11 protein-coding genes are annotated in these 16754 nt (G+C 73.2%); 9 read left to right on the top strand and 2 right to left on the bottom strand.

The genetic code is table 11. The annotated features are described in order from the left end of the window. Positions 1 to 375 precede the first annotated feature (375 nt). From ACWEKM_RS41995 to ACWEKM_RS41965, 7 genes are all read left to right on the top strand, one after another. The gene (locus ACWEKM_RS41995; RefSeq protein ID WP_451626574.1) at positions 376 to 1758 is read left to right on the top strand and encodes an ABC transporter substrate-binding protein; all 1383 of its coding nucleotides are present in this window, start codon (positions 376 to 378) and stop codon (positions 1756 to 1758) included. Positions 1759 to 1765: 7 nt separating this feature from the next. After that, on the top strand, positions 1766 to 3109 hold the full coding sequence (locus tag ACWEKM_RS41990) for a carbohydrate ABC transporter permease (RefSeq protein ID WP_451626573.1): 1344 nt from the start codon (positions 1766 to 1768) through the stop codon (positions 3107 to 3109). Beyond that, entirely contained in the window at positions 3106 to 4014 is a 909-nt protein-coding gene (locus tag ACWEKM_RS41985; RefSeq protein ID WP_451626572.1) for a carbohydrate ABC transporter permease, read from the top strand. Before ACWEKM_RS41990 ends, ACWEKM_RS41985 begins: the two co-directional genes overlap by 4 nt. A gap of 255 nt (positions 4015 to 4269) precedes the next feature. Next, positions 4270 to 6585: a bifunctional glycosyltransferase/CDP-glycerol:glycerophosphate glycerophosphotransferase gene (locus ACWEKM_RS41980; RefSeq protein ID WP_451626571.1), complete on the top strand. Its 2316-nt coding sequence runs from the start codon at positions 4270 to 4272 to the stop codon at positions 6583 to 6585. Positions 6586 to 6751: 166 nt separating this feature from the next. Next, entirely contained in the window at positions 6752 to 8962 is a 2211-nt protein-coding gene (locus tag ACWEKM_RS41975) for a bifunctional glycosyltransferase/CDP-glycerol:glycerophosphate glycerophosphotransferase (RefSeq protein ID WP_451626570.1), read from the top strand. A 6-nt stretch (positions 8963 to 8968) separates the two neighbouring features. Then, a complete protein-coding gene (locus tag ACWEKM_RS41970; protein ID WP_451626569.1) occupies positions 8969 to 11200 on the top strand; it encodes a bifunctional glycosyltransferase/CDP-glycerol:glycerophosphate glycerophosphotransferase in 2232 nt (743 codons plus the stop codon). Then, complete coding sequence (locus tag ACWEKM_RS41965) at positions 11197 to 12471, top strand: hypothetical protein (protein WP_451626568.1); 1275 nt, start codon at positions 11197 to 11199, stop codon at positions 12469 to 12471. Before ACWEKM_RS41970 ends, ACWEKM_RS41965 begins: the two co-directional genes overlap by 4 nt. A 210-nt stretch (positions 12472 to 12681) precedes the next feature. Here the strand turns inward: ACWEKM_RS41965 and ACWEKM_RS41960 are convergent, their stop codons facing one another. Next, a complete protein-coding gene (locus tag ACWEKM_RS41960) occupies positions 12682 to 13095 on the bottom strand; it encodes an organic hydroperoxide resistance protein (protein ID WP_451626567.1) in 414 nt (137 codons plus the stop codon). Positions 13096 to 13250: 155 nt separating this feature from the next. Between ACWEKM_RS41960 and ACWEKM_RS41955 the strand changes: the two genes are divergently transcribed. After that, positions 13251 to 13766 (top strand): MarR family winged helix-turn-helix transcriptional regulator, encoded by a 516-nt coding sequence (locus tag ACWEKM_RS41955; RefSeq protein WP_451626566.1) that lies wholly within the window; start codon positions 13251 to 13253, stop codon positions 13764 to 13766. Here ACWEKM_RS41955 and ACWEKM_RS41950 read toward each other — a convergent pair. Then, entirely contained in the window at positions 13696 to 15252 is a 1557-nt protein-coding gene (locus ACWEKM_RS41950; RefSeq protein ID WP_451626575.1) for a glycosyltransferase family 39 protein, read from the bottom strand. The two genes, ACWEKM_RS41955 and ACWEKM_RS41950, sit on opposite strands and share 71 nt — an antisense overlap. Positions 15253 to 15425: 173 nt before the next feature. On the opposite strand from ACWEKM_RS41950, the gene ACWEKM_RS41945 reads away from it, so the two are divergent. After that, complete coding sequence (locus ACWEKM_RS41945) at positions 15426 to 16724, top strand: glycosyltransferase 87 family protein (RefSeq protein WP_451626565.1); 1299 nt, start codon at positions 15426 to 15428, stop codon at positions 16722 to 16724. Positions 16725 to 16754 lie beyond the last annotated feature (30 nt).

Here is a 16754-nt window from a genome sequence, read left to right as displayed (position 1 = left end):
CCACTGCCGTCCGGTGAGGGACGGTCTTACACGGCCTCCGCAGGCCTGACTTCCCGCCCGTCCGGCGGTAGGCCCGGCAACTCCGTTGCCGCGCCGGGCGATTCTAGCCGTGCCGCTGCGGCCCTTCGGGCCGCTACGGGCAGGATGCCCTACACCTCCACCCTGAAGGGTGGAGCACTGGGCAAATGTTCGGTAGCCGGGGGTGCCGCCGCTGCCGTAGCCGAGGGTGCCGGGCCCACACGCTCTGTCACGAGCGGGTCACGATCGGCCGGTTGACACCGCGGGCGCCCTTGCCGCGTTCGCGGGGCCGGGCGTAGACCGTACGGCACAGCACAGCGCTCGGACGTTCAACGGCGAACGAAGAACGGGGCAGTGATGCGCAGCAGGAGCAGCACCATCCGGACATCCAGGGCCGTCACCACACTCGCCGCCCTTCTCGCGGGGGCGCTCGTGCTCAGCGCCTGCGGCGGCAGCGACGACGACAAGAAGACCGGCGGCGAGAGCGGCAGCGCCGACGAGACGGGCAGCGGCGTCACCCTGCCGAAGCTGGACGGCGCGAGCCTGGAGGTCGCCGCCGTGTGGACCGGCGGCGAGCAGAAGAACTTCAAGCAGGTCCTCGCGGAGTTCGAGAAGCGCACGGGCGCCAAAGTCACCTTCGTGCCCGCGCAGGACCCGATCATTAACTTCCTCGGCTCGAAGATCGCGGGCGGCCGGCCGCCGGACGTCGCGCTGCTGCCGCAGCCCGGTGCGATCAAGCAGGCGGTGGACAAGAAGTGGGCCAAGCCGCTGGGCCCCGAGGCGCAGGCCGAGCTGGCCGAGAACTACACCCAGGGCTGGCAGGACATCGGCAAGGTCGACGGCAAGCAGTACGGCGCCTACTACAAGGCCGCCAACAAGTCGCTGATCTGGTACAACGCCAAGGCGTTCGAGAACGCGGGCGCCAAGGAGCCCAAGACCTGGCAGGAACTGCTGACGACGGCGCGGGCGGTGTACGACTCCGGGGTCACACCGTTCTCGGTCGGCGGCGCCGACGGCTGGACCCTCACCGACTGGTTGGAGAACGTCTATCTGTCCCAGGCGGGCCCGGAGAAGTACGACCAGCTCGCCCAGCACAAGATCAAGTGGACGGACCCCTCCGTCAAGGAGGCGCTGACCACGCTCGCCCAGATCTGGGGCAAGAAGGACTATGTCGCGGGCGGCGCGAAGGGCGCGCTCCAGACCGAGTTCCCGGCGTCCGTCACCCAGACCTTCACCGGCGGCGACCAGCCCAAGGCGGCCATGGTCTACGAGGGCGACTTCGCGCAGGTCAACATCGGTGAGACCAAGGCGAAGGTGGGCACGGACGCGAAGGTGTTCCCGTTCCCGTCGGTGGGCTCCGCCGCGCCGGTGGTCTCCGGCGGTGACGCCGCGGTCGTCCTGAAGGACTCCAAGGCGGCCCAGGCGCTCGTCACCTTCCTGGCCTCCCCGGACGCGGCGACGATCCAGGCGAAGCTGGGCGGCTATCTCTCGCCCAACAAGAACGTGCCCGACTCGGCCTACCCGAACGACGTACAGCGCACCATCGCCAAGGCGCTGATCGCCTCGGGCGACGGCTTCCGCTTCGACATGTCCGACCAGGCCCCGCAAGCCTTCGGCGGCACGCCCGGCAAGGGCGAGTGGAAGGCCCTGCAGGACTTCCTGCAGAACCCGTCGGATGTCGCGGGCACGCAGGCTCAGTTGGAGAAGGACGCGGCGGCCGCGTACGGGAACGGCAGCTGAGCCGGCGATGGCGTCGGCCACGGCGGCGGGGGGCCCACCCCCCCCCGCCGCACCCCGCAGCCGCAAGAGCGTGACCGGCACCCGCAGGACCGTGGCAGCGCTCTTCCTGCTGCCCGCCCTGGTGCTGCTCGGCGCGCTCGTGGTCTACCCGATCGGGTACTCGCTCGTCCGCAGCTTCTCCAACGCCTCGGGCGACGGATTCGCCGGATTCGACAACTACCGGGCCCTGTTCACCGACGACGGCATCCGCACCGCGCTGAAGAACAACATCATCTGGGTGGTGTTCGCGCCGACCGTGTCCACCGCCCTCGGACTGGTCTTCGCGGTACTGACCGAACGGGTGCGCTGGGCAACGGCGTTCAAGCTGGTCGTCTTCATGCCGATGGCGATCTCGATGCTGGCGGCGGGGATCATCTTCCGGCTGGTGTACGACCAGGACCCGGACAAGGGCGTCGCCAACGCCGTATGGGTCGGCGTCCACGACACCTTCGCTCCGTCGTCCGCGTTCCCGAAGGCGCACCCGGGCCGCGGGTCGCCGCTGCGGGCGGACGGCGGCGGCTTCCTCACCTCGGCGACGGTCCGGGCCGGCACCCCGGTCGCCCTGCCGCTGGTCGGCGTCGCCCCCGACCGGATGCCCGGCGACGCGCGCAGGGCGCACGCCGCGCGGCCCGAGCCGGGGAAGGTGACCGGCACCACCTGGCAGGACTTCACCCGCGGCAGGGGCGTCGGCACGCTGGGCGCCCCCGACCCGGCCGAACTCGGCTACGCCGGAATGACGATCGAGGCGGTGAAGGACGGCACGGTGGTGGCCGCCACGAAGGCCGCCGCCGACGGCACGTTCACGCTGCCCGCGGCGGCCGACGGCACCCGGCTGCGGCTGCCCGCGGACAACTTCAAGGAGCCCTACAACGGCGTCGACTGGCTGGGCCCGTCGCTGGTGACCCCGGCCATCGTCGGATCGTATGTGTGGATGTGGGCGGGTTTCGCGATGGTGCTGATCGCGGCCGGGCTCGCGGGACTGCCCCGGGAACTCCTGGAGGCGGCGCGGGTCGACGGGGCGAGCGAGTGGCAGGTGTTCCGGAGGGTCACCGTGCCGCTGCTCGCGCCGGTCCTCGCGGTCGTCACCGTCACCCTGATGATCAATGTGCTGAAGGTGTTCGACCTGGTCTTCATCATCGCGCCGGGCTCCGCGCAGGACGACGCGAACGTGCTGGCCCTGGAGCTGTACCGGAAGGGCTTCGCGGAGGGCAAGCCCGGTGTCGCGAGCGCCATCGCGGTGCTTCTGCTGCTGCTGGTGATCCCCGTGATGTGGTTCAACATCCGTCGACTGAGGCGGGAGGGGCGGCGATGACGACGCAGGCCGAAAGCATCGGCGAGGCGGCTCCCGGCCGGCCGGTCAAGGCCCGGCGGCCGCTCGGCGCACGGATCGCGGAGCGGCTGAGCGGCGCACTGGTCCGCGCCGTCCTGGCCGTCGTCGGCCTGTTCTGGCTGGTGCCGACCATCGGTCTGCTCATCTCCTCACTGCGCGCGCCCGAGGACATGAGCGCCGACGGCTGGTGGCACGTGTTCACCGAGCCGTCCCAACTCACCTTCGACAGCTACCGGAAGCTGCTGGAGAACGGCGACATCACCGACTCCCTGGTGAACACGGTGCTGATCACGGTCCCGGCGACGGTGCTGGTCGTCGTCATCGGCTCGCTCGCGGGCTATGCCTTCGCGTGGATGGAGTTCCCGGGCCGCGACTGGTGGTTCCTGGCCGTGGTCGGTCTGCTGGTGGTGCCCGTGCAGGTGGCGCTGATCCCGATCGCCGAACTGTTCGGCACGATCGGGCTGTTCGGGTCGATCCTCGGGGTCGTCCTGTTCCATACCGGCTTCGGCCTGCCGTTCGCGGTGTTCCTGCTGCGGAACTTCTTCGCGGAGATCCCACGGGAGTTGCTGGAGGCGGCCCGGCTGGACGGGGCCGGTGAACTGCGGCTGTTCGCACGGGTGGTGCTGCCGCTCGGCGGGCCCGCCATCGCCAGCCTGGGCATCTTCCAGTTCCTGTGGGTGTGGAACGACATGCTGGTCGCGCTGGTGTTCGCCAAGTCGGGCTCGCAGCCGATCACGGTCGCCCTGCAGACGCAGGTCCGCCAGTTCGGCAACAACATCGATGTGCTGGCGCCGGGCGCGTTCATCTCGATGGTGATCCCGCTGGCGGTGTTCTTCGCGTTCCAGCGGCAGTTCGTGTCCGGGGTCATGGCGGGCGCGGTCAAGTGACGCGGTCAAGCAGCGGGGTTGAGCAGCGCGGTTGAGCAGCGCGGTTGAGCAGCGCGGTTGAGCAGCGCGGTTGAGCAGCGCGGTCAAGTAACCGGAAAAGGGCACCCTTTGGGGGGCGGACCGGCATCGGCCCGCCCCTCGGCGGACGTTCACCTGATCTGCCCTGTCCCCCGTATGCCGTACGAACCGTAACCACGTCACTCCATCGGCCGTTCCCGGGCAGAACGCCCGCGACGACCGACCCATGGATGTGCCGTGCCCAGGTTCAGTGTCATTGTCCCCGTGTACCAGGTGCAGGCGTACCTCCACGCATGTCTGGACTCGGTGCTGGAGCAGTCGTACCCGGATCTCGAACTGATCGTCGTGGACGACCGCTCACCGGACGGCAGCGGGGCGATCATCGACGAGTACGCGGCGCGCGACGCACGGGTGCGGCCGGTGCGCCTGCCCGAGAACCGGGGCCTGGGCCGGGCCCGCAACGCGGGCATGGAGTGCGCGATGGGCGACTACCTGGTCTTCCTCGACGGCGACGACACGCTCACCCCCCGCGCCCTGGAGTCGATCGCCGACCGGATCAAGGAGACCGGCGAACCGGACGTCCTGGTCTACGACTACGCACGCACCTACTGGACGGGGGAGGCGGTCCGCAACAAGCTCGCCGCCCAGCTCACCGAGGAGGGCCCGGCCCCCTTCCGGCTGACGGACCGGCCGGGGCTGCTGAACGTCCTGATGGTCGCCTGGAACAAGGCATACCGCAGGGAGTTCGTCGAGGCCGAGCGGCTGTCGTTCCCGCCGGGTTACTACGAGGACACCCCCTGGACCTTCCCGGCCCTGATGTCGGCGCGGTCCCTCGCGACCCTGGACCGGGTGTGCGTGCACTACCGGCAGCGTCGGTCCGGCAACATCCTCGGCACCACCAGCCGCAAGCACTTCGACATCTTCGAGCAGTACGACCGGGTCTTCGCGTACGTCGCCGAGCGGCCCGAACTCGCCCGCTGGCAGCCGGTGTTGTTCCAGCGCATGGTGGACCATCTGGCGACCGTGTACGGCAGGCGGGACCGGCTGCCGCGCGGCAGCCGGGCCGAGTTCCTGCGCCGGGCCCGCGCCCACTACCTGCGCCACCGCACACCCGGCACCCGCGTCCCGTGGCGCTCCCGCCCGCGGCACACCCTGATCCGGCTGGGCGCACACCGCACCTACCGCGCGCTCCGGCTGGCGGCCGCCCTGCGCCGACGCGCGCGAAGGCTCGCCGCCGGCCTGCGCCGGGCGGTGCGCACCGCCGCCCTGCGGCTGCACTACCGCGTCCAGCGGTGCCTGCCCGTGCGCGCCGACCGGGCGGTGTTCGCCGCGTACGGGGGCCGCGGCCACGGCTGCAACCCCGGCGCGCTGGAGGCCGCGTTCCGCGCGTACGCCCCGCACATCCGCACGGCGTGGATCGCCCGGCCCGAACATCAGCACACCGTGCCGCCGGGCACCCGCGGGCTGCGGCCGGGCACGGCGGCCCACTGGACGGCGCTGGCCCGCGCCAAGTACCTGGTGGACAACGGCGATCTGGACCCGCGGCTGGTCAAGCGGCGCGGCCAGGTCTGTGTGCAGACCCGGCACGGCACCCCGCTCAAGCGGATGGGCCTCGATCTGCAGGACCGCCCGGCCGCCGCCCGCGGCACGGACTTCGAGGCGTTCCTCGACGGCGTCGACAAGTGGGACTACGTGCTGTCCGCCAACCGCCACTCCACCCTCACCTGGGAGCGGGTCTGCCCGGGCCGCTACACGACGCTGGAGTACGGCTACCCGCGCAACGACGTCTTCCAGAAGGCGACTTCGGCGGACGTGTCGCGGCTGCGCGAGCAACTCGGCATCCCCGAGGGCACGGTGGCGATCCTGTACGCGCCCACCCACCGCGACCACCGGCGCACCCCGCAGCTGCCGCTCGACCCGGAGCACCTGCTGCGCCGGCTGGGCCCGCGCCATGTGCTGCTGGTGCGCGCCCACCCCGGGCACCAGGGGCCGCCGGCCGAGGGCGAGCGCGTCATCGATGTCAGCGGCCACCCGAGCGTCGAGTCCCTGTGTCTCGCGTCGGACGCGCTGGTCACCGACTACTCGTCGATCATGTTCGACTACGCCAACCTGGACCGGCCGATCGTCGTGTACGCCCCGGACCGGGAGGCTTACGAGGCGGCCCGTGGCACCTACTTCGACCTGCGCTCCTGTCCGCCGGGCGCGGTCGCGCGCACCGCGGACGAGCTGATCGACATCTTCGCGACCGGCCACTGGCGCGGCTCGCGCTCGGCCCAGCTGCGGGCCGCGTTCCGGGAGCGGTTCTGCCCGTACGACGACGGCCGGGCCGCCGAGCGGGTCGTCCGGCACGTGGTGCTGGGCGAGGCCGGTGGGCTGCCGCCGGTCACGCCGCTCGCCGAGCGCCATCCGGTGCCGTCGGCGTCCTCGGCGTCCTCGGCGTCCTCGGCGTCCTCGGCTTCCCCCGCTTCCGCGGCCTCCTCGGCACCCATCAGTTCTCCTCCGGTAACCCTTCCGCAACCTTCCGGTCCGGTCACCGTCACCGACGGCCGCTGAACACCGTTGCCCCTTACGGGAGTTCCCATGCCCCGCAGCATTTCTCGGCCCACCCCGACCCGGCCGGCCACCTGGCGGCCGACCGGGCGGCCCGGCCGCGTCCGTACGGCCTGAGTCCCGGGACCCCGGCGACCCGGGCGGCAGGTAAGACAACAGAAAGAGCGCAATGCCCCGCTTCAGCATCATCGTTCCGTCCCACGGGGTCGCGGGCCGACTGTCCCAGGCGCTGGACTCGGTCCTCGCCCAGTCCCTCGGCGACCTGGAGCTGATCCCGGTCTGCGACGCACCCGACTCCCCGGCGGCGGACGTCGCCGGGGAGTACGCCGAGCGGGACTCCCGGGTGGGCCCGGTGCACTCACCGCCGTCCGCCGGGCTGAGCGGGGCGCGCAACGCCGGGATGCGGGCGGCGTCCGGTACCTATCTGCTGTTCCTGGACGGCGACGACATCCTCCTCCCGGGAGCGCTGGCGGCGCTGGACGCGCGGCTCGGCGAGACGGGCGACGTGGACGTGCTGTACTTCGAGCACGAGCGGGCCCTCTGGTGGGAGGGCGAGCCGGGCAACCCCGCCGCCCCGCTGCTGGCCGCCGCCCCCGACGGCGCGTTCACCCCCGCCCACGCCCCACGGCTCACCGGCGTACCGCTTCCCGCGTGGAGCGCCGCCTACCGCCGCTCCTTCGTCGCCGAGCACCGACTCGCCTTTCCCGACGGCCACTTCACGGATCTGGGCTGGGGCGGCCTCGCGACCCTCGCCGCCGAGCGGGTCGCGGTGCTGCGCCGGGTGCTCGTCCAACACCGGCTGCGGCGGCAGGGCAGCCGACTCAACCTGCCGGGCGAGCACCAGCGCGAACTGCTCGACCAGGTGGACCTGGTGCTGACCCGGGCCGCCGAGCAGGGTCTGCCCGCCGAACGGGCCCGGCCGCTGTTCGAGCAGCTCTTCGCGGCCGTCCTGAAGACGGCCTCCCGCCCCGAACGGCTGCCCTCCCGGCACCGGGCCTTCTTCCGCCGCGCCCGCCGCCTGCACCGCCGGCACCGCCCGGCCGGTTTCCGGGTACCGGCCGGCAGCCTGGGCGTCCAGCACCGGCTGCTGGCGGCGGGCGCCTACACGGCGTTCCGCGCGCTGCGCGCCGCCAACCGGTCCGCGACGCGGGCGGCCGAACGCGTCCCGCGCCCCCGTATGCTGCGCACCCGGCTGCGCTACCGGGCGCAGCTGCGCCGCCCGATCGACCCGCGGCTCGCCGTGTACTGCGCCTACTGGGGCCGCGGCTACGCCTGCAGCCCGGCCGCGATCCACGCCAAGGCCCGCGAACTCGCCCCGCACATCAGCTCGGTGTTCCTGGTGGAGGCCGGCCAGGAGCACGCCGTACCGCCGGACGTGGATCACGCGGTGATCGGCTCCCACCGCTACTGGGAGGTGCTGGCCCGCGCCAAGTACCTGGTCAACAACGCCAACTTCGCCGAGGGCGTCGTCAAGCGGCCGGGCAGCGTGCACGTCCAGACCCAGCACGGCACGCCGCTGAAGACGATGGGCGTGGACCAGTCGACGTATCCGGTGGTGGCCGCGCAGACCGGCAGCTTCGCCAAGCTGCTGGGCCGGGTCGACCGCTGGGACTTCAACCTGTCCTCCAACCGCCACTCCACCGAGGTGTGGGAGCGCGCCTTCCCCGGCTCGTACGAGGCGCTGGAGTACGGCTATCCGCGCAACGACGTGTACTACACGGCGACCGCGCAGGACGTGGCCCGGATCCGCCGGGAACTCGGCGTGCCCGAGGGCCGCACGGCCGTCCTGTACGCGCCCACCCACCGCGACCACCACACCGGTTTCGAGCCGGGCCTCGACCTGGAGGCGTTCTGCGCGGCGGCCGGCGAGGACGTGGTCGTGCTGCTGCGCGCCCACTACTTCTACGACCACGGCCGGCCGGCGGTGGACGGCCGGACCAGCCGGATCATCGACGTATCCGCACACCGCTCCTCCGAGGACGTCTGCCTGGCCGCGGACGCGCTGGTCACCGACTACTCGTCGATCATGTTCGACTACGCCAATCTGGACCGGCCGATCGTCGTGTACGCGGACGACTGGGAGGTCTACCGGGAGACACGGGGCGTCTGCTTCGACCTGATGGCGGCGCCGCCGGGCCCGGTGGCGCGCACGCCCGAGGAACTCGCGCGCGTCTTCCGTGACGGCACCTACACGGGAGCGGAGTCGCGGGCGCTGCGCGCCGCGTTCCGGGAGCGGTTCTGCCAGTTCGACGACGGCCGGGCCGCCGAGCGGGTGGTCCGGCGGGTGCTGCTCGGCGAGCCGCCGGAGGCGATCCCGCCGGTGATCCCGCTCGCGGAGCGCATCCCCGCACCCGCCGCCGCGACCCTCGCAAGGAGCTGACCCGCAGTGCCCCGCTTCAGCGTCATCGTCCCGTGCTTCAAGGTGCAGGGCTTCCTGCGCGAGTGCCTCGACTCGGTCCTGGCCCAGTCCTTCGCCGACTTCGAGGTGATCGCCGTGGACGACCGCTCGCCGGACGGCTGCGGCGCGATCCTCGACGAGTACGCGGCCCGCGACCCGCGGGTGCGCGTGCTGCACCTGCCGCAGAACGTCGGCCTGGGCCACGCCCGCAACGCAGGACTGCCCCACGCCACCGGCGACTACCTGCTGTTCCTCGACAGCGACGACACCCTCACACCGGGCGCGCTGCGCGCCGTCGCCGACCGCCTGGACGAGACCGACGACCCGGACGTGCTGGTCTTCGACTACGCGCGCACCTACTGGTGGGGCGGCACCCGGCGCAACGTCCTCGCCCAGGTGCTGACCGAGGCCGGCGACGGCACCTTCACCGCCGCCGAACACCCCCGGATCCTCGACCTGCTGATGGTGGTGTGGAACAAGGTCTATCGTCGCGCCTATGTGACAGAGCACGGCTTCCGCTTCCCGCCCGGCTACTACGAGGACACCCCCTGGACCTTCCCGGTGCTGCTCAGCGCCGGACGCATCGCCGTGCTCGACCGGATCTGCCTGAACTACCGCCAGCGCCGTCAGGGCAACATCCTGTCCACCACCAGCCGCAAGCACTTCGACATCCACGACCAGTACGAGCGGGTCTTCGCGTTCGTCGACGAGCATCCCGAGCTGGCCGGCTGGCGGCCCTATCTGCACCGCAAGATGGGCGAGCACTGCCTGGACATCCTCGCCAAGCCGGACCGGCTGCCACCGTCCGACCGGGCCGAGTTCTTCCGGCGCACGGCCGCGCTGTTCCAGCGGCACAAGCCGGACGGAGCCCGGATCGACGGCGAGGTCGCCGTGCTGACCGGCCCGTACCCGGCCTATCTGGCGCGGCGGCAGGCGGCGCGGGCCGGCCGGGAGCTGGGGCGGCGCGGGCTGCGGGTCCGGCGGGCCGCGGCCGGACGCGTCGAGCGGGGCGTCTTCGCGGTGCACGCCCGCCGCCCGCTGGACCCGCAGCTCGTGCTCTACTCGGCGTTCTCGCACCGCGGGGTGCTCGGCGACCCGGCCGCCATCTACCACAAGGCGCGGGAGATCGCCCCGCAACTGCGGGGCGTGTGGGTGGTGCGGGACGCGGCGGACTCGGCGCTGGTCCCGGACGACGTGGAGCACGTACTGCTGGACTCCCCCGCCCACCACCGGCTGGCCGCCCGGGCCGGCTTCTTCGTCAACAACGTCAACTGGCCCGGCACCCTGGCCAAACGCCCCGGCAGCGTGCACATCCACACCCACCAGGGCACCCCGCTCAGCTATCTGGGCGCCGATCTGCTGGGCAAGCCGGGCGCCCGGCTCGGCTTCGACGTACCGCAGCTGCTCCGCCGGGCCGACCGCTGGGACCACAGCCTGGTCGCCAACCGCCACTCCGAGCTGGTGTGGGAGCGGGCCTACCCGTGCCACTTCGCCTCGGCGCGTACCGGCAGCCCGCGCAACGACATCCTCGTCCGGGCCGCGCTCGACGGCTCCGGCACCGCCGCCGGGGCCGCGTTCCGCGCGCGGCACGGCATCCCCGCGGACCACCGGGTGGTGCTGTACGCGCCGACCCGCCGCGACTACCGCCGGGGCGGCCTGGTGGAGCGCGTGGACCCGGCCCGGTTCGCCGCCGACCTGGGCGAGGGGCACACCCTGGTCGTCCGGCTGCACCCCGGCCTGGCGACCGGCCCGGCACGCGGATTCGGCCTGGCGGAGCTGCACCGGCGCGGGGTGGTCGTGGACGCCACGGACGAGCCGCATGTCGAGGAGGTGATGCTCGCCGCCGACGCGCTGGTCACCGACTACTCGGCCCTGATGTTCGACTACGCCGATCTCGACCGGCCGATCGTCGTCCACGCGGACGACTGGGCGGCGTACACGGCGAGCCGCGGCGCCTACTTCGACATCACGGCCATGGCCCCGGGCCATGTCTCGCGTTCCTACGACGAGTTGGCCGCCCTGTTCGCCTCCGGGAGCTGGCGGGACGCCGAGTCGGCCCGGCTCCGGGCCCGATTCCGGGCCCGATTCTGCGAGTTCGACGACGGGCGGGCCGCCGAGCGGGTGGTGCGGACGCTGCTGCTCGGCCAGTCCATGCCGGAGCCCGATGCCGCCCGGGTGCCCGGCCCGGCCGCCGGCCGCGACCTGCTGGCGTCGACATGAGGCCGCGCGCCTGGGTGCTGCTCCTGGCCGCGGTGTTCGCGCTGCTCCAACTCGGAAGTGTCACCGGCCGGGACACCCCCGACTCGAAGAACTACGTGGCGTACGCGCTGACTCTGGGCGGCGCGGACCAGCGGGAGGCCGCGGCGGCCACGGTCGACTGGGCCTGCGCGGGCCGGGCCTCGCTCGCCCGGCGCGGCCAGAACGTGGACGTGGTGCGCTTCCACCGGCCGGACCCCGCCTCCCGGGTGGCCGCCGAGTGCCGGGCCGACGCGCTCGGGCTGGTGGAGCGGCGGCTTGCGGCCGGGCAGACGGACGGGCACATCCCGCCGTTCATCAAGCCCCGGCTCAAGCGGATCTTCGAGGTGCGTCCCGGCTACCCGGTGTTCCTGCTGCCGTTCGTCACGACGCTGGGCGTGACCTGGGGTGTGTGGACGGCGGGCGTGCTCGTCACGGTGGCGGGCGCGGTCCTCGTCTTCCTGATCCTGCGCACCCTGTCGGTGTCCGTACCGCTCGCGCTGACCGGGCAGGCGCTGTACTGCGTCCTGCCGTGCGGCGCGACGGCCATGCGTCCGATGACCGAGGGCCTGATGCTGGCGCTGACCCTGGCTGCGGTGTGGGGCTGTGCGCTGGCGCTGACCGGGCGGGCCCGGGCGGGCACGGCCCTGGCCGGCGGGGGTCTGCTCGCGCTGTTCGCGGTCAAGCACTCCCAGGCGCTGTTCCTCGGGCTGACCCTGGCCGTGGCGGGGGCCGCGGTCGTCGTGGCGGGCCTGCGGCGCGGGCGGGCGCCGGGGCGCGGGGTCGTGGCGATCACCGCGGTGGGGTGCTGTGCGGCCCTGGGCACCGTGCTGCTGGCCCGGCTGCTGCACTATCCGGCCGAGTCCGAGAGCCTCCAGGACCTGCTCACCGACCACTTCGCCCGGCCGGACCGGGCCCACCCGTGGTCGGAGTTTCTGCATCTTCAGGGCAACTTCTGGGTGGAGTGGGCGCGGCGGCAGGCGGGGCAGCCGCTGTTCGTGGCGGCGCTGGCGGCCGGGCTGTGGGGTGCGCTGCGGCGGCCCGCGTTCGGCTGCTTCCTGCTGGCGGCGGCGGCCACCGGCCTTCTCACCCAGGCGGGCCATCCGGACATCAACATCTGGGGCGACCGGCTGATCGTGCTGGCCTGGCTGCTGCCGGTGGTCGGGGTGCCGCTGCTGCTGGAGCCGGTGCTGCGGCGGACGGTGCCGCTGCCCGCGCAGGGGCTCGGCCGGCGGTCGGCTCACTCGATGAGGTGAGATGAGGCGAGCGGCGGCAGAGCCGCTCACCGCATCGCCGCATCGCCGCATCGCCGCATCGAGAACACTCGGCACCTGCCGCGCCTCGTTCGTGTCCCGGCCCTCCGGTGACCACCGGCCTCCCGGCCCGACGCCCCGTGCGCGGCGCCCCCTGCGCGGGACCGCGGGCCGGTCAGCGGAAGGCGGCGCGGCCCGCCCGGTTTCCGCGGTTCACTCGATGACGAGCTCGACCGGGACGTTGCCGCGGGTGGCGTTGGAGTAGGGGCACACCTGGTGGGCCTGTTCGACCAGCTTGCGGCCGGTCTCCGCGTCCACGGTGGCGGGCAGTTCGATCCGCAGGGTCACCTTCAGGGCGAAGCCCTCGCCCTGCTTGCCGATGCCGACCTCGGCGGTCACCGCCGCGTCGCTGACGTCCACCTTGGTCTGGCGGCCGACGACGCCGAGGGCGCCGCCGAAGCAGGCCGCGTAGCCGGCGGCGAACAGCTGCTCCGGGTTGCTGCCCTGGCCGTTGCCGCCCATCTCCACCGGCAGGGCCAGGGCGAGGTCGATCCGGCCGTCGGAGGAGACGGCACGGCCCTCGCGGCCGTGGGTGGCGGTGGCGACGGCGGTGTAGAGCGCGTCCATGAAAGACCATCCCTCTCGAAGTGAGCCCTCGAAGTGAGTTCTCGAAGTGCTGCTCGCGGTCCGGCGGCTCCGGTCCGGCCGCCCTCACGACCACAAGTAGAGCACACAACTAAATTGTGCACAACTAAATGGCCCGCCGGAGCTACCCTGGAGCCATGACCGCCACCGAGACCCCCGCCGATACCTCCGCCGCCGAGGCGGACTGGCTCCACCTGGACCGCCAGATCTGCTTCTCTCTGCACGCCGCGTCCCGCGCCTTCAACGGCGTCTACCGGGTCGTCCTCAAGGACCTCGGGCTCACCTACCCGCAGTACCTGGTGATGCTGGTGCTGTGGGAGCGGGGCGACACGCCCGTCAAGACGCTGGGCACACTGCTGCGGCTCGACTCCGGCACGCTGTCGCCCCTGGTCAAGCGACTGGAGGCGGCGGGTCTGGTACGGCGGGAGCGCAGCGCGCGCGACGAGCGGTCGGTGGATGTACGGCTGACCGGGCAGGGCGCCGCGCTGCGCGAGCGGGCGCTTCGGGTGCCGCGCCGCATCGCCGCCGCGACCGGCTTCGACCTCGCCGAGATCGGCGAGCTGCGCGCGCGCCTGGACCGGCTCACCAGCGCTCTGGACGCCGCGGCACTGGAGGAGTCACCTGCGCCACCTGCGCCACCGGCGCCTCGGTAGCGAGGGTGCGGCGGACGTAGAGCCGCAGCAGCACCCGGTCCCGCACCGACTGCTCGCGCAGCGAGAACTGCTCGTTGACGACGGCGAGTTTGAGCCGGTCGACGGGGTTGCGCGGGTGGCCGGGCGTCACCACGGCGTACTGGTCGGCGACCACCCACACCCGGTCGAGCGCCGCGAGCCTGCGCCGCAGGACCTTCGCGTCCACCTCCGTGCCGTACAGCGTCCCCGACACGGGCGCCCCGGCCGCCAGCGCCACGTCCCGGGTCCCGTGGAATCCCGCCGGATACGCCAGCGCGGTGGCCCGTACCCGCCCCGGCACGAACAACACCGGGTCGCCGGGGCGCAGTTCACGGGCCGCCGCGCGCGAGACGGCGGCCAGGTTGTCGGGGCGGTGGTCCGCCGAGCGGTCCGCGCGCAGCAGCGGGAGCTGGTGGACGAGCGCGACGGCGACGGCGAGGCCGCCGGCGAGGGTGAGCAGCGGGGAGCCGGTCCGCGAGCGCGCGAGCCACCCGGCCACCCGGTCCGCCCCGGCGGCCACCAGCAGCGGCGCCCCGGCCAGCGCGTACAGCACATAGCGGTCGACGTACAGCGGGGAGAACCGGGAGACGAGCATCAGCGTCACCGGCGGCAGTACCGCGAGCGGCAGCGCGACGGCCGCGCAGGTCACCTCGCCGCGTCGGCCGACCAGCCGGGTCAGCGCCACCGCCGCGAGCGCCAGGCACGTCCAGTACACCGCGGTCGTCGGCCCCGCGAACGCCCGCAGCAGGGCCTGCGCGCTGTGCAGATCGGGCTCCCGCACCCAGGCGACCTGCGCCGACTGCGCGTGCGAGACGAGCACCATCGGCAGCAGCGCGAGGACGACGGCCCCGGCCGCGCACGCCCAGCGGCGCCACACCCCGCGTGCCACGCGCGCCAGCGCCAGGGTCACGGCGTGGGCGAGCAGCAGCAGGACCGCGAACTCATGCAGCAGACAGGTGACGCCCAGCACCGCGCCGTACGCCCACCAGCCCCGGCCGCCCGGCCACCGGCCGCCCCGCCCCTGGCCGCCTCGCCCCCGTCCGCCGGGTTCACCCGGACCGGGGGTCTCGTCGACCGCCCGTACGAGCAGCAGCGTCGCCCCCGCGGCGCCCGCCGCGACCAGCGCGTACGAGCGGCCTTCCTGGGCGTAGTGGCCGACCATCGGCGTACTGGCGTACAGCAGCCCGGCCCACAGGCCGACCCGCGGTCCGGCCAGCCGGGCGCCGAGCGCGGCGACCAGGGCCGCGGCCGCCGCCGCCCCGCACACGGAGGGCAGCCGCAGCAGGACCTCGCCGGGACGGGGGGCGAGGACGGCGTGCATGAGCAGGTAGTACAGGCCGTGCACCGCGTCCACTTCGTGCAGCAGCCGCCAGATCTGCGGCACCGAGCGGCGCGCGACCTGGAAGGTGACGGCCTCGTCGCGCCACATCCCGCCGCGGTCGACCCCCCATATGCCGAGCGCGAACATGACAGCAGCGGGGGCGGCCACGACCGCGGTACGACGGACACGGTTCGACGGCCGGATCAGCAGGCGCCCGATGTTCACCACGGTCCCGATCTTTTGCGATTAGCCAACCTTTGCCGGGCAATGACGGCGTATCGGCATCAATACACCATCCGCACGGCTTACGCTCCAAGGTGATGAACCGCCGTCAGCTCCCCCTCGTCTCCCTCGCTCCCCTCGCACCTCGCGCGTCCCTCACCGCCCTCGCCGCTCTCTGGCTGGCCACCCGCGCGCTGATGCTGTGGCTGCTCGCGCACGACTCCGCGCCGCTGCTCGGCCGAGGCGCGGTGGCCCGCGAGGTGTGGCGCCTGTACGCCCACTGGTACGGACTTCTGTCGCACGGCGCCTTCCCGGCGCACGACACGCTGTGGCAGTACCCGCCGGGCGCGGGCACGGTGCTGCTGTCCCCAGCGCTGCTGCCCGGACTGACGTATTTCCAGGGGTTCGTGGCCCTCACGCTCGCCGCCGACGCGGTGATCGCGCTGGCGCTGGCCCGCGCGGGCACCCGGCCGGGCCGCAGTCTGCTCGGGGCGGGGCTGTGGACCGGCGGCCTGCCGCTGCTGCTGCATCTCCCGCTGGCCCGGTACGACGTCCAGGTCACCGCCCTCGCCGTCATCTCCCTGCTGACGCTGTCCCGCTCCACACGTGTGTGCGGGGTGTTCGCGGCGCTGGGCGCCCTGGTGAAGGTGTGGCCCGCGCTGCTGCTGCTGGGCACGCCCCGGGGGCGGCCGACACGGTCCGCGTGGACGTGGGCGGCCGGGACCGGCGCCGTCACCCTGGGGCTGTTCGCGCTCTTGTTCACCGATCCCCTCTCCTTCCTGGGGCAGCAGAGCGGCCGGGGCGTGCAGATCGAGTCCCTGGGCGGCACGGCGCTCGGCCTGGCCCGGCACGCCGGCTGGTCCGGCCGGGTCCGGTACCGGTACGGCGCCATGGAGTTCACCGGCCCGTACGTCGTCACGGTCGCCGAGGTCTCCCTCGCCCTGACGGCCGCCGCCTGCTGCGTCCTGCTGCTGTGGCGGGTGCGGGCCCGGCGCTGGAACGAGGCGACGCCGTTCGACGCCGCCCTGTGCGCCGTGCTGCTGTTCACCGTCACCAGCCGGGTCATCAGCCCGCAGTACATGGTCTGGCTGCTCGGCCTGGCCGCGGTCTGCCTGACCTCGCGGCACACCACGCAACGCCCGGTCGCCGCGCTGGTGGTGGCGGCGAGTGCGGTCAGCGCCGTCGTGTACCCCACGCTGTACAGCGAGGTCATCCACTGCACCTGGACCGGCTCCCTGCTGATGCTGCTGCGCAACGGGCTGCTGGCGACCGCCGCCGGGCTCGCCCTCGTCCGGCTGTGGCGCGCCACCGGGCCGCTGCCGCCGCGGGCCGCGCCCGCCGTCGGCTCCCCGACCGGCCGCGACCGAGTACCCCATCCGGTACTGAGCACCTCCTGAAGGAGACATCACGGACATTCCCACGACTGT

It is taken from the genome of Streptomyces sp. NPDC004752 (assembly GCF_053601275.1).
This window is presented reverse-complemented; position numbering and strand designations above follow the sequence as displayed.